General features: G+C 62.4%; 3 protein-coding genes. 2 read left to right on the plus strand and 1 reads right to left on the minus strand.

Annotated features, from left to right (window positions below):
• Nucleotides 1-8 precede the first annotated feature (8 nt).
• Both AC1RQB_RS20565 and AC1RQB_RS20570 read left to right on the plus strand, forming a co-directional pair.
• Nucleotides 9-13,667: a non-ribosomal peptide synthase/polyketide synthase gene (locus AC1RQB_RS20565; protein ID WP_063341010.1), complete on the plus strand. Its 13,659-nt coding sequence runs from the start codon at nucleotides 9-11 to the stop codon at nucleotides 13,665-13,667.
• Nucleotides 13,668-13,740: 73 nt separating this feature from the next.
• Nucleotides 13,741-14,697 (plus strand): alpha/beta hydrolase, encoded by a 957-nt coding sequence (locus tag AC1RQB_RS20570; protein ID WP_063341009.1) that lies wholly within the window; start codon nucleotides 13,741-13,743, stop codon nucleotides 14,695-14,697.
• A 148-nt stretch (nucleotides 14,698-14,845) separates the two neighbouring features.
• On the opposite strand, the gene AC1RQB_RS20575 is transcribed toward AC1RQB_RS20570, so the two are convergent.
• Nucleotides 14,846-15,205, minus strand: coding sequence for a DUF6124 family protein (locus AC1RQB_RS20575; RefSeq protein ID WP_063341008.1), 360 nt, complete (start codon nucleotides 15,203-15,205; stop codon nucleotides 14,846-14,848).
• Nucleotides 15,206-15,711 lie beyond the last annotated feature (506 nt).

Genomic DNA, 15,711 nt, shown 5'->3' on the forward strand with positions numbered 1-15,711 from the left:
AACAACGCGTGCAAGAGTTAATCGAGTCGGTAGGACAACTTTCGGCTAAGCAAAGAAAGGCTCTGGCGGTTCTGCTCAAGCAGAAGGGCGTCAACCTTTTTGACATTGCCCCGGTTTTCAAGCGCACGGCTGAAGAACCGTTGTTGCTGTCCTACGCTCAACAGCGCCAGTGGTTTCTCTGGCAATGGGCGCCGCACAGCGCGGCCTACAACATTCCGACGGCCCTGCGCTTGCAGGGCCCGCTGGATGTGGCCGCGTTGCAGCGCAGCGTCCAGGCGCTGATCGAACGTCACGAAACCTTGCGCACGGTGTTCACTCAAGACGCCGGGCAACCTTTGCAAACGATCCTGCCCGCAGGATCGTTTGCCCTGGATATTCACGAACTGAGCCCTGAGCTGGCGGCAAATCCGCAGGCGTCGATCCAGGCCTTCGTCCAGACCCAGAGCCAGCAAGCTTTCGATTTGCAGACCGGCCCGCTGTTACGCGCCGCGCTGCTGCAAGTCACCCCGCATGATCACGTGCTGGTGCTGACCCTGCACCACATCGTGTCGGATGGTTGGTCGTTGCAGGTGATGATCGAGGAGCTGGTGCAGTTGTATGCCGGTTTCAACCTCGGGCATGACGCCGGGCTGCCGGCCTTGCCGATTCAATACGCCGACTACGCCCTGTGGCAGCGGCAATGGATGGAGGCTGGCGAGCAGGAACGTCAACTGACCTACTGGCAACAAAAGCTCGGCGACGAACAGCCGGTGCTGGAGCTGCCCACCGACCGTGCGCGTCCGGTGGAGCAGAGCTTTGCCGGGGCCAGCCATAACCTGATTCTGGACCCGACGCTGAGCGACAGCCTCAAGGCCTTCGCCCGACGGGAAAACGTCACGCTGTTCGTGCTGTTGCTGGCCTCGTTCCAGGCCTTGTTGCACCGCTACAGCGGCCAGGCCGACATCCGCGTCGGTGTGCCGGTGGCCAACCGCGGACGCGTGGAGATCGAGCGTCTGATCGGTTTCTTCGTCAACACCCAAGTACTCAAGGCGGATGTCGACGGGCAAGCCAGCTTCGTCGATCTGCTACGCCAGGTTCGGCAAACCGCCCAGGAAGCCCAGGCACACCAGGACCTGCCGTTCGAACAACTGGTGGAAGCCCTGGAGCCGGGACGCAGCCTGAGCCACAGCCCGTTGTTCCAGGTGATGTTCAATCACCAGGCCGAAAGCCGGATCAGTGTCGAAACCCGCTTGAACGGCTTGAGCATCGAGCCGCTGGAATGGCAAAGCACAACCGCGCAGTTCGACCTGGTGCTGAACACCACCGAACAGGCCCATGGCATTGAAGCGGTGCTCAAATACGCCACCGATTTGTTCGAGCCAGCGACCATCGAGCGCCTGGCGCAGCATTGGCAAAATCTGCTGCGGGCGATCGTTCAGGACCCGACCCAGCGCATTGCCCAGCTGCCGGTGCTCGATGACGCGCAGCAACAGCAACTGCTCGCGCACTGGAACCCGAGCCCGGTGGTGCACCCGGTCAGCCAGTGCATTCATCAGTTGATCGAGGCTCAGGCCGAGCGTCATCCGCAGGCGCCAGCGGTGGTGTTCGCCGGGCAACGGCTGACATACGCCGAACTCAATCGCCAGGCCAACCAATGGGCGCATCAGCTGATCGCCCGTGGCGTCGGCCCCGATGTGCGGGTGGGCGTGGCGGTGGAGCGTTCGCTGGACATGATCGTCGCCATTGTCGCGGTGCTGAAGGCCGGTGGCGCTTATGTGCCGCTGGACCCGAGCTACCCCGACGACCGTTTGCGCTACATGATCGAGGACAGCGGGATCGAGCTGTTGCTGACCCTGGGACATCTGCTGGCGCAACTGCCGATTCCACCGGGGCTGGCCTGCCTGGATTTGAATCAACCACCGCAGGACAGCAGCACAGTCAATCCGCCGTGCATGACTACGGCGGACAACCTCGCGTATGTGATTTACACCTCCGGTTCCACCGGCAAGCCCAAAGGCGCGCTGCTGCCCCATGGCAATGTCATTCGCCTGTTCAGCGCCACCGATCACTGGTTCGGTTTCGGCCCCGAGGACAGCTGGACGCTGTTCCATTCCTACGCCTTCGACTTCTCGGTCTGGGAAATCTTCGGCGCGCTGCTCTACGGCGGCAAACTGGTGGTGGTGCCCCACGACGTCACCCGTTCGCCGGAAGAGTTCTACACCTTGCTCTGCGATGAACAAGTCACCGTTCTGAACCAGACGCCATCGGCGTTCAAACCGCTGATGCAAGTGGCCAGTGCCTCATCGCGCAACCATGCGCTGCGTTACGTGGTGTTTGGCGGTGAAGCGCTGGAAGTGCAGAGCCTGCGCCCCTGGTTCGAGCGTTTTGGTGATCGCGCGCCGACCCTGATCAACATGTACGGCATCACCGAAACCACCGTGCACGTGACCTATCGCCCGCTGTCCATGGCGGACTTGCAGCAGACCCACAGCAGCCCGATCGGCCAGCCGATTGTCGACCTGTCGTGGTACTTGCTCGATGACGCGCTGAACCTGGTGCCCCAAGGGTGCATCGGCGAGTTGTACATCGCCGGGGCCGGGCTCGCACGGGGGTATCTGAACCAGCCAGGCATGAGCGCCACCCGGTTCGTTCCGGATCCGTTCAACCCTGTGGCCGGCGAACGCCTGTACCGCACCGGCGACCTGGCGCGGCTGCGCGGTGACGGGGTGATCGAGTACATCGGCCGTATCGACCATCAAGTGAAGATTCGCGGTTTCCGCATCGAGCTGGGGGAAATCGAAACCCAGTTGCTCAAGCATGACGCGGTGCGTGAAGCCGTGGTGCTGGCGGTCGAAGGGCTCAGTGGGCAGCAACTGGCGACCTGGATTGTGCCGAGCGAGCCACTGGAAGCGCAGGCCCATGCCAGCTTGCGCGATTCGATCAAGGCGCAATTGCGTGAAAGCCTGCCGGACTACATGGTGCCGGTCAGCTGGGTGTTCCTCGATCGCCTGCCGCTGACGGCCAACGGCAAGCTCGATCGCAAGCAACTGCCCAACCCCGATGTAAGCCTGGTGCAAGAAGCTTATGCGGCACCGCGCAGCGAACTCGAACAGCGTTTGGCCGAGATATGGCAGGACGTGCTGAAAGTCGAGCGGGTCGGGCTCAACGACAACTTCTTCGAACTGGGCGGCGATTCGATCATCTCGATTCAGGTGGTCAGCAGGGCGCGTCAGGCGGGCATTCGCTTTTCGCCCAAGGACATCTTCCAGCACCAGACCGTGCAACGCCTGGCCACCGTCGCGCAGCAGAGCGATGCGGTGCAGGCGATGCAAGGTGATGTGCTCGGCGCGGCCGTGCTGACGCCGATTCAACAGTATTTTTTCGCCACCGAGATTCCCCAGCGTCAGCACTGGAACCAGTCGATCCTGCTGACCCCGGCCGCGCCTCTGCAAGCGGTTGCGCTGGAGCAGGCCCTGGAACATCTGCAACGGCATCACGATGCCTTGCGCCTGCGCTATCGCCAAACCGCCGGTGATTGGGTGCAAGAGCACGCTGCCGTCGATCAGCCCAACGCACTTTTGCGCAGAGTGGTGTTGCCAGACAGCGAGGCCTTGCCCGCGCTGTGCCTGGAGCTGCAACGCAGCCTCAATCTGAGCGATGGCCCGCTGATCCGCGCGGCCCTGGTGGACTTGCCCGACGCCAGCCAGCGACTGCTGCTGGTGATTCATCACCTGGTGGTCGATGGTGTGTCGTGGCGGATCCTGCTCGAAGACCTGCAAACCGCTTATCAGCAACTGAGCGCTGGCACGCCGTTGCGCCTGCCGGCCAAGACCACGGCGTTCAAGGATTGGGGCGAACGCCTGCAAGGCTATGCGCGCAGCGCCGGGCTGGAAACCGAGCTGGATTACTGGCGCGAGCAACTGGCCGAAGCGCCGGCGGACTTGCCGCTGGACAACCCTGATGGACAACTGCAGAACCGTTTCGAGCGCAGCGTCGATACCCGTCTGGATGCCGAACGCACCCGGCAATTGCTGCAACAGGCACCGGCGGTCTATCGCACCCAAGTCAACGATTTGCTGTTGACCGCACTGGCCCGGGTTTTGTGTGAATGGACCGCCTCCGACAGCGCGCTGGTGCAGCTCGAGGGACATGGCCGCGAAGACCTGTTCGACGACCTCGACCTGAGCCGTACCGTGGGCTGGTTCACCAGCATGTTCCCGGTGCGCCTGACTCCGCAGGCCAGCCTCGAAGCGTCCATCAAGGGCATCAAGGAACAACTGCGCTCGATCCCCAACAAAGGCATCGGCTTTGGCTTGCTGCGGTATCTAGGCAGCGACGCTGCGCAGGCAGCGCTGAGCGGTTTGTCCCAACCGAAGGTGACGTTCAACTACCTGGGGCAGTTCGATAACAACTTCGACGAAGACGCCCTGTGGGTGCCGGCCACCGAAGACAAGGGCGCCGGGCAGGATCAACAGGCGCCGATGAGCAACTGGCTGACCATCGACGGCCGCGTTTACCAAGGGCAATTGAGCCTGACCTGGACCTACAGCGGCGACGTGTTCGAAGAGGCGACCATCAACGCCCTGGCTCGCGCTTATGAAGTTGCGCTGGGCGAGTTGATCGAGCATTGCCTGAATCATCCGAGCGGCGGCCTGACGCCGTCCGATGTGCCGCTTGCCGGGTTGTCCCAGGCGCATCTGGACAGCCTGCCAATCGCCGCGCAGCGGATCGAGGACATTTACCCGCTGGCGCCAATGCAGCAGGGCATTCTGTTCCACAGCTTGTACGACGCCGATGCCAGCGCTTACGTCTATCAGATGCTGCTGGATATCGACGGTCTGGACGTACCGCGCTTCCAGCAAGCCTGGCAGCGAGTGGTGGATCGTCATGAAGTGCTGCGCGCCGGTTTCATCTGGGGCCGCGATGGCCTCGATACACCGCTGCAAGTGATCAATCGCCAGCTGACCCTGGAAATGCCGGAAGTGGATGTGCGTGGCGAACCGGACCTGCAAGCCGTGCTTGAGGCCCGTGCCTTGGCTGATCGCGAACGCGGTTTCGACTTGCAGAATCCGCCGTTGCTGCGCCTGTGCCTGCTGCGCACCGCCGATGATCGTCATCGCCTGATCTTCACCTGCCACCACATTCTCATGGACGGCTGGAGCAACTCGCGGATGTTTGGCGAAGTGCTGCAGGATTACGCCGGGCATCCGGTGCCGAGTGCCCAGGGCCGTTATCGCGACTTCCTGGCCTGGCTGCAACGCCAGGACAAGGACGCGGCGCAAGCCTTCTGGCGCGGGCAGTTGACCGAACTGGACGAACCGACGCGGCTGGCCTCGGCCTGCCACGGACAGACCGTGCCCGGCCCTGGCAAAGGCGTGCACAAGCTCATCTTTGATGCAGCTTTCACCCAGCGCCTCAACGGTTTCTCGCGCCAGCAGCAAGTGACGCTCAACAGCCTGGTGCAAGCCGCGTGGCTACTGGTGTTGCAGCGCTACACCGGGCAAAGCAGTGTCGCGTTCGGCGCGACGGTGTCCGGTCGCCCGGTGGACCTACCGGGTATCGAGCAACAGTTGGGCCTGTTCATCAATACCCTGCCGGTGATCGCCAGCCCGCAAGCGACCTGCAGTGTCAGTGACTGGGTGCGCAGCGTGCAGGACAAGAACCTGCTGCTGCGCGATTACGAACAGACGCCATTGCAAGACATTCAACGCCTGGCCGCGCTCAACGGCGAAGCATTGTTCGACACCTTGCTGGTGTTTGAAAACTACCCGGTGTCCGACACCCTGGAGGCCAATCCGGGCGGCTTGCGTTTCAGCGGTCTCGAACACCGCGAGCAAACCAACTACGGTCTGACACTGATCGCCGGTGCCGGCGAGGTGTTGAGCCTGGACTTCAACTACATCACCGAGCACTTCGCCGAGCGCAGCATTGTCGGCCTGGCCGCTCATCTGCAAGAAGTGCTGCGTCAGTTCCTCGACGCACCCCAACGCTTGCTGGGCGAGATCGGCCTGTTGCCGGCGACCGAGCTGCGCACCCTGGCCGAATGGAATGACCATCACGCCGCGTACCCGGCCCAGGCGTTGATCCATCAGGGCTTTGAAGCCCAGGTCGAAACGCGGCCACAGGCGATTGCCTTGCGGCATGCCGGTGCTGGTTTGACCTACGCCGAACTCAATCGCCGCGCCAATCAACTGGCCCGTCATCTGCAAACCCTGGGGGTCGGTGCGGAAGTCCGCGTGGGCGTGGCGATGCCTCGTTCCGCCGAACTGGTGATTGCCCTGATGGCCGTGCTCAAGGCCGGTGGCACCTACGTGCCGCTGGACCCGGACTACCCGGCGGATCGCGTGGCCTACATGCTCGACGACAGCCAGGCGCGGGTGCTGCTGACCCAGCAGCACTTGCTGTCGCAGTTGCCCGAGACCCAGGCCCAGGTGGTGTGGGTCGAGGCGGGCGGTCAGGCCTTCGCTGACCTGGCATCGCACAACCTTGAGGGCGGGATTGATTCTGCCAACCTGGCTTATGTGATTTACACCTCCGGTTCAACCGGTAAACCGAAGGGCGTGGCGATTGCTCATCGCAACGTGCAGGCGTTGATCCACTGGTCGCATGAGGTGTACAGCGAAGAGGACCTGCAAGGCGTGCTGGCCTCGACTTCGGTGTGCTTCGACCTGTCGGTGTGGGAGATTTTCGTCACCCTGGCCCGCGGCGGCTCGATCATCATGGCGCGCAACGCCCTGGAATTGCCGGACCTGCCAGAGCGCGATCAGGTGCGCCTGATCAACACCGTGCCGTCGGCCATCGCGGCCTTGCAGCGCGCCGGGCAGATCCCTTCAGGTGTGCGCATCATCAATCTCGCCGGGGAACCGCTCAAGCAAGCGCTGGTGGATACGCTGTACCGCGAGACCTCGGTCGAGCACGTTTACGATTTGTACGGGCCGTCGGAAGACACCACTTATTCGACCTGCACCCGCCGCGAAGCCGGCGGTCAGGCGAACATCGGCCGGCCGCTGGTGAACACCACCGCGCACTTGCTCGATGCCCAATTGCAGGCCGCGCCGATTGGCGTTGCCGCCGAGTTGTACCTGGCCGGTGACGGCATTACCCGTGGCTATCTGTTCCGCCCGGGCCTGACCGCCGAGCGCTTTGTGCCCAACCCGCTGGCCAGCAATGGCGAACGGATGTACCGCACCGGCGACCTCACCCGTTTGAGTGAAGACGGTGTGATCGAGTACGTCGGCCGCATCGACCATCAGGTCAAGGTGCGTGGGTTCCGTATCGAACTGGGTGAAATCGAAGCGCGCCTGCTGGCTCACGACAGCGTGCGCGAAGGCGTGGTGCTGGCGGTGGAAGGCCATAGCGGCCAGCAACTGGTGGCCTACGTGGTGCCGACGCAGTCGGACCTGAGCCCGCGAGAGCAGGACGATCTGAGCGAGGCGCTCAAGGCCGGACTCAAGGCGCATCTGCCGGATTACATGGTGCCGGCGCAATGGCTGTTCATTGAACAATTGCCGCTGACCCCCAACGGCAAACTCGACCGCAAGGCCTTGCCGACTCCGGACGCCAACCAGCTGCAACGCGATTACGTGGCACCGCGCACTGCACTGGAGCAGCAGATTGCCGGGATCTGGCAAGACATTCTGAAACTCGAGCGGGTCGGCGTGACCGACAACTTCTTCACCCTGGGCGGCGATTCGATCATCTCCATCCAGGTGGTGAGCCGGGCGCGTCAGCAGGGCATCAGCTTCACGCCCAAGGATCTGTTCCAGCAGCAGACGGTCCAGGGGCTGGCCACTGTCGCGCAGCTCGGCAAAGCCCTGGCGCCAACCGATCAAGGCCCGGTGACAGGTGAGACACCGTTGCTGCCGATTCAACAATGGTTCTTCGAACAAGCCTTGCCGCAGCGTCATCACTGGAATCAGTCGGTGCTGCTCAAACCGTTGAACCCTCTGCTGGCCGCGACGCTTGAGCAGGCACTGCACGCGCTGATCGATCATCACGACGGCCTGCGCCTGGGCTTTACCCAAACCCCGGGCGGCTGGTCGGCGAGCTATCGGGCTGTGGAACACCAGCGCCTGTCGCCGTTGTGGCTGGAATCGGTCAGTGATGCCGCCCACCTGGAACGCGTCGCCGAACAAGCCCAACGCAGCCTGGATCTGCAACAAGGCCCGTTGTTGCGCGCGGTGTTGTTCGAGTTGCCTGAGGGCGAACAGCGCTTGTTGTTGATCGTTCATCACCTGGTGGTCGATGGGGTGTCGTGGCGGATCCTGTTGGAGGATTTGCAGGGCAGCTACCGCCAGTTACTGGCCGGCGAACCGTTGGCATTGGCGGCCAAGACCACGTCCTTCAAGCATTGGGCGGAGCAGTTGCAAACTCATGCCCGCAGTGAATCGCTGCTGGGACAACTGCCTTACTGGCAGGCGCAGCGCCCGGACGGCGCGCCGCTGCCGCAAGATAACCCCCAGGGCAGCCTGCAGAGCCTCCATGCCTTGACGCTTTACAGTCGCCTGAACCCGACCTTGACCCGACGACTGCTGCAACAGACCCCGGCGGCTTACCGCACACAGGTCAACGACCTGTTGCTGACGGCGCTGGCACGGGTGATCGCTCGTTGGAGCGAACAGTCGTCGGTGCTGATTCAGCTCGAAGGCCATGGTCGTGAAGATTTGTTCGACGGCCTCGATCTGACCCGCACAGTCGGCTGGTTCACCAGCCTGTTCCCGGTCAAATTGACCCCGACCCAGGAGCTGGCCGGCTCGATCAAGCAAATCAAGGAGCAACTGCGCGCGATTCCGGATCGTGGCATTGGTTACGGTGTGCTGCGTTATCTGGGGGACGAGGCTTGCCAGGCGTCACTGCGAACCCTGCCGACACCGCGTATCACCTTCAACTACCTGGGCCAGTTCGACGGTAGCTTCGATAGCCAGAGCGGTGCCTTGTTTGTGCCGTCCGATGAGGTCAAGGGCGCAGAGCACAGTCACGATGCGCTGTTGGGTAACTGGCTGACGCTCAATGGCCAAGTGTACGGTGGCGAGTTGAGTGTCGGCTGGTCGTTCAGCACGCAGATGTTCAACGCCTCGACCATCGAACGCCTGACCGAGGAGTACACCCGGGAGCTGGAACTGCTGATCGAGCATTGCTGCCAGCCGGACAGCCACGGCGTCACGCCGTCGGACTTCCCGTTGGCGCATCTGGATCAGTCCCGACTGGACGCCTTGCCGATAGCCCCGTCCCGGATCGAAGACATTTATCCGCTGTCGCCGATGCAAGAGGGCATGCTGTTCCATACCTTGTCGGACAATGGTTCGAGCCTGTACGTCAATCAGATCAGTTTGCCGGTGGGCGGTCTGGATGTTGAGCGTTTCCGCAAGGCCTGGGAGGCGGTCATCGAGCGTCAGGCCATCCTGCGCACCAGTTTCCATTGGCACGATGGCTTGGCCAAACCGCTGCAAATTGTCCAGCGTCAGGCGACGCTCGATTTGCAGGTGCTCGACTGGCGCGATCGCGACGCCAGCGAGGCGGACATCGCCGCGCGGGCCGCCGAGGATCGCGCGCGAGGCTTCGAGCTGACCCATGCGCCACTGCAGCGAGTGTTGTTGATTCGCAGCACTGAAGATCAGTACCAGATGGTCTGGACCAGTCACCACATCCTGATGGACGGCTGGAGCAGCTCGCGACTGTTTGGTGAGGTGATCCAGCACTACGCCAAGGGTGAAATCAGCGCTGAAAACGGCCGCTACCGCGACTTCATTGCCTGGTTGCAAGCCCAGGACCAGGACGCCCGGGAGCTGTTCTGGAAAGCCCGGCTGGCCCCGGTCAACGAGGCGACGGCGTTGAGCCAGGCCATCCATCCGCGGCATGTGTCCGATGAACCCGGCCACAACGCCATTTACTCCCATTGGGACGCGCAACAGACTGGTCGTCTGCTGCAGTTCTGCCGCGATCTGCGGATTACCCCGAACACGTTGATCCAGGGCGCATGGTTGCTGCTGTTGCAGCGTTACACCGGGAAAAACACCGTGACCTTTGGTGCCACGGTGTCCGGGCGTCCCGAGAGTTTGCCCAATGTCGGCAACATGCTGGGTCTGTTCATCAACACCTTGCCGATCATTCAGACGCTGGAACCGGATCAGCCTCTGGCAGACTGGCTGAACCGGATCCAGGCTTACAACCTGGATATCCGCGACCATTCCCAGGCTCCGTTGGCGGACGTGCAACGCTGGTCCGGCCTGGGCGGGCAGGCGCTGTTCGACAGCATCATCGTGTTCGAGAACTACCCGATCGACGACCGCCTGCAAGAGGACAACGATAGCGGCTTGAGCTTCGGCAAATCCATCGGCCATGACGTGACGAACGTGCCGATGGACCTGGCGGTGACGCTCGGCGACGAATTGTCGATTGAATACCTGTACCTGCGCAGCCACTTCAGTGCCGAGGCGGTGGAGGGTATTCGTCTGACGCTGGAAAACACCCTTGAGGCGATGATGCGCGCGCCTGATGAACGCCTGGGTAACCTGCAGCGCCTGTCGCTCGAGCAATGGCAGGCGATGCAAACCTGGAGCGCCGAACCGCCAGCGGATCATCAGCCACAGCTATTGCCGGAGCTGATCAGCCGACACGCGCTGAGTCAGCCCGAGGCCATTGCGGTGCAATGCGCCGGGCTGAGCCTGAGCTACGGCGAACTGGAGCGACGGGCCAATCGTCTGGCCCATTGCCTGATCGAACATGGCGCGGGGCCGGAGGTGGTGATCGGCGTGGCGCTGCCGCGTTCGCTGGAAATGGTCGTCAGCTTCCTCGCCGTGCTTAAAAGCGGCGCGGCGTATGTGCCGCTGGACATTGATTATCCGCCGGAGCGTCTGGCGTACATGATCGAAGATTCCGGCATGGCGTTGCTGCTGACCCAGAGCAGCCTGCGGGCAACGTTACCGGCGCCTGAGGGCCTGTTGCGCCTTGAGCTGGATCAGCTCGACGAGTCCCGTTATGCCGATGAGGCGCCGGTGTGTCGCGTGCTGGAGCAAGGGCTGGCTTATCTGGTTTACACCTCGGGTTCCACCGGCCGGCCAAAAGGCGTGGCGGTCACCCAAGGGCCGCTGAGCATGCACTGTCAGGCCATCGCCACACTGTATGAAATGGACACCCGCAGTTGCGAGCTGCATTTCATGTCGTTCGCCTTCGACGGTGCTCATGAGCGCTGGTTGAGTACGCTGTACAGCGGCGGCCGGCTGGTGGTGCGGGACGGTTGCCTGTGGACGCCGGAGCAGACTTATCAGGCGCTGCACGAGTACGGCGTGACCATCGCCTGCTTCCCGCCGGCCTACCTCAAGCAACTGGCCGAGTACGCCGCGGCCAGCGGTATCGCACCGCCGCCGGTGCGTATCTACTGCTTCGGTGGCGATGCGGTGCCGGACCAGACCTTCGAACAGGTCAAGGCGGCGCTGCGTCCCGAGTACTTCACCAACGGCTACGGCCCGACGGAAACCGTGGTCACGCCGATGCTGTGGAAAGTGCCGGTGAGCCAGCAGTGTGAAGCGGCCTATGCGCCGATCGGCCGGGCAGTGGGGGCACGTTCCCTGTATGTGCTGGATGAAGAACTGAATCCGCTGCCGCCCGGTTTTGCTGGCGAGTTGTACATCGGTGGCTACGGGGTTGCCCGTGGTTATCACGGTCGGCCAGACCTGACCTGCGAGCGCTTCGTGCCCAATCCGTTTGCCAGCGGCGAGCGGTTGTACCGCACCGGCGACCTGGTGCGCTTGCGCCAGGACGGCGTGGTCGATTACGTCGGCCGCATCGACCATCAGGTCAAAGTGCGCGGGTTCCGCATCGAGCTGGGTGAAGTCGAGGCCAGCCTGCGGCAACTGGCGCGGGTCAGCGACGCCCTGGTGATCGCCCGGGACAATGCCTCCGGCAAGCAACTGATCGGTTACGTCGTCACTGATGCTGGCCAGCAGCTGGGTGATGAACTCAAGGCCGGTCTGCGCAGCACTTTGCCTGAATACATGGTGCCGGCGCAGATCATTTGCCTCAGTGCCTTCCCGATCACCCCCAACGGCAAGCTCGACCGCAAGGCATTGCCCGAGCCGGAGTTCAAAAGCGAGGAATACGTTGCCCCGCGCAATCAGCAGGAACAACTGCTGGTGGACATCTGGGCGCAGGTGTTGCAGGTGGAGCAGGTCGGTATCAGCGACAACTTCTTCGAACTGGGCGGCGACTCGATCCTGAGCCTGCAAGTGATTTCCCGGGTCAGGAACCACCCGACCCTGCAGATGGACCTCAAGCTGCGCGATCTGATGCGCTACCAGACCATCGCCGGCATCGTCGAACAGGACGTGGTCAAGGCGAGCACCGCGCAACCGGCGGTGGACCTCACCCATGTGGCCAGCGAGGGGCTGTTCAATCTGCTGCCGATTCAGGAGTGGTTCTTTGCCGAGGGCATGGCCGAGTCTCATCACTACAACCAGTCGTTTTTGCTGAGTGCGCGTCAGACGCTGGATCTGGATGCCCTGGAACAGGCACTGGGCTGGATCGAAAACCACCACGACACCTTGCGCCTGCGCTTCTGTCAGGAAGGCGGGCGCTGGTTGCAGCGCTACGCCGCACCGACCGAGCGCCGCGAGCCGGTGTTGTGGCGCCGCGAGGTCGAGAACAGTGAGCAGGTCGAAGCCTTGGCCAACCTGACTCAGCGCAGCCTCAAACTCGACGATGGACCGGCCTGGCGTGTGGTGCACATCGCCTTGCCGGACGGCCAGGCGCGGCTGTTGATGGTTATCCACCATCTGGTGGTCGACACCGTGTCGTGGCGGATTCTGCTCGACGACTTGAAGGTGGCCTATGAAGCCTGTGTGATGGGCATCGAACCGCAATTGCCGATCCGCACCAGCAGCTATCGCGCATTTGCCGAAGCGTTGCAGGCGCAGGCGCCGGTGATTGCCGAACAGGAATTGGGCTACTGGCTGGAGCAACTGGATCAGCCGGGTATCGACCTGCCGTGCGACAACCGTCGCGGCAAGAATCAGGTGCGTCACCAGGCTCAGGCGCGGCTCAAGTTGTCCCGCGAGCACACCGAACAGTTGCTCAAGCAGGCGCCAGCGGTCTATCGCACGCAGATCAACGATTTGCTGCTGTCGGCCCTGAGCCGGGCGTTGTGCCGCTGGAGCGAACAGTCGTCGGCGCTGATTCTGCTGGAAGGGCACGGCCGCGAGGACCTGTTCGAGAACATCGACCTGAGTCGCAGCCTGGGCTGGTTCACCAGCATGTTCCCGGTCCGGCTCACCCCCGACAGCGCGGACATCGGCGCGTCGATCGTCAACGTGCAAACGCAGTTGGCGGCCATCCCGCAGAAGGGCATCGGCTATGGCGTGTTGCGCCACCTGGCCGGCCCGCAACTGGCTCGCCAATTGGCTGACCTGCCGCAGGCACGGGTGACGTTCAACTATCTGGGCCAGTTCGACCAGAGCTTCGACGAGCAGGCCTTGCTGGTGCCGGCGCTGGAAGAAACCGGCGACAACTACAGCCTGCAGGCCAATCTGGGCAACTGGCTGGAGATTGTCGGCCAGGTGTACGACGGCCAGTTGGCGCTGCGTTGCATCTACAGCAGCCAGCGTTATCGGGCCAGCACCATGGAGTTGTTGATGCAGGATTATCAGCGCGAGCTAGAAGCGTTGATCGAGCATTGCATGGCGCGGGTGGGCTGAGCCGGGGGTTTAATCATTGCTGGGGGGCGTTGCTCAGGCGCGCCCCTTTTTTACGGACATAAGGATTCTTTCGATGTCGTTACACCCTGATCTGGAAGCCTTCCTCGACCTGGCGCAAGACGGCCAGGACGCAGGCCAGCCAGCGCTGCATCAACTGACGCCGGTCGAGGCGCGGGCGATCTTCGAACAAACCACCGGGCAATTGCGTTGGGATGCCCCTCAGGATCTTGACGTGCTTGAGGTCAACACCACGGCCCGGGACGGTGCGCCGTTGGCGTTGCGTTTATATCGCCCGAGAGCGGCGACGGCGCCGATGCCGGTGCTGGTGTATTTCCATGGCGGTGGTTTTGTAGTGGGCAGCCTGGACTCCCATGACGGTGTCTGCCGCGAATTCTGCCGGCGTACGCCGTGCGCGGTGTTGTCGGTTGGCTATCGGCTGGCGCCGGAGCATCGTTTCCCGACCGCGCTGGAGGACGGTGAAGACGCCTTGTCCTGGCTGGCGGAACAGGCGCTGGCCCTGGGGCTGGATGCCGGTCGCGTCGCGTTCGGCGGTGACAGTGCCGGTGCCACGCTGGCGACGGTGCTGGCCTTGCAAGCAGTGGTTCAGCCACACACTGTGGCCATCGCCCCCAAGGTGCAGTTGCTGTGTTATCCGGTCACTGATGCGTCGCGCACCCACGATTCGCGTTTGTTGTTCAGTGAGGGGTATTTGCTGGAGAACGACACGCTGGACTGGTTTTACCAGCACTACGCCCGCAGCCCCGAAGACCTGCTGGACTGGCGCTTCTCACCGTTGCTGGCTGAGGAATTGCGCGGGGTGGCGCCGGCGATTGTGTTGCTGGCCGAGTTCGATCCGTTGCTCGATGAAGGTCAGGCCTACGTCGATAAACTGCGTGCGCAGGGGGTGAGTGTCGAACTCGAACATTGCCCGGGGCTGACCCATGACTTGCTCAGATTGGCTTCGGTCATGCCGGATGTGTTGGGTGTACATGAAAGCTTGAGTCGGGCGCTGAGTCGGCATTTGGGTTGAGCATGGAAACTGCGGGATAGTGCGATCTGTGATCGTTCCCACGCTCCGCGTGGGAATGCAGCCCGGGACGCTCCGCGTCCCTTCCAGAGCCGAACGCAGAGCGTCCGTTGAGGCATTCCCACGCAGAGCGTGGGAACGATCATCCTCGCTAGCCTCGCGGATCGAAGTTATCCAGCACCCGATTCACCGCCAGCTCCCCGAGCATGACCACCGATTGAATCCCCAACATCATGTTGCGATGTGGCATGTCCATCAACCCGGCGAACTCACTGAGCATCATGCTCGCTGACGCCAGGGTTTCGCAGGCGTTGACCAGCAGGGTTTCGTTATCGACTTCGGTGCCGACATGGTAAATGGTGCTGGGCTTTCGCTTGGTGTCTTTGGGAATGTCCGGTTTGAGGTAGTAATCGAGGGCGCGATCGGCGGCTTCGTTGAGTTTTTTCGAATCGAGGGATTCGTACGGGGATGCCGGATCGGTTTCCGGTGGATTAGGCGTCGGTTTGAACATAGATGGAACTCCTTGATAAATGGAGCCGCAGACCTATTGCTACCAAACATTAGGGTGGCGGCAGTACGCAGGTTGGTAGACCGGGCATCAAGGGAACCCAGCGCGTCCGAGGGCGCCCTGCGCACAACCGCCATAACAAAACAGCAGACGAAAAAAAGCGTCAACTGCTTGAAACGTCGGCGTTGTGCGCCTTGATTAACCCGGGCTACCAAACCCGATCGCTGATTCGTCAGCGACCCGGAAACGATAGAGCCCGGCCTCAAGGCGCACAAGCCGGCGGATTCTGGCGTAGTCGTAGGCAGCGGCGCAAGAATGTGTAGCCTGAGTGAGTATCTGGAAGTGTCGTTTAAACAGTGCTTGTTTAGCGATCTGACACTGAGCCTTGTGGTGGCTGTACCGGCCCCTTCGCGAGCAAGCCCGCTCCCACAGGGGATCTTCGGTGAACACACTATTTGTGTACGCCTGAGATCAAATGTGGGAGCGGGCTTGCTCGCGAAGAGGCCCGC

Source organism: Pseudomonas sp. GW822-FHT02E03 (assembly GCF_058802325.1).

What these genes read in the sequence shown, in the direction of transcription:
- AC1RQB_RS20570 (WP_063341009.1), top strand. Translation starts at nt 13,741, where the DNA reads ATGTCGTTACACCCTGATCTGGAAGCCTTCCTCGACCTGGCGCAAGAC.
- AC1RQB_RS20575 (WP_063341008.1), bottom strand. Translation starts at nt 15,205, where the DNA reads ATGTTCAAACCGACGCCTAATCCACCGGAAACCGATCCGGCATCCCCG.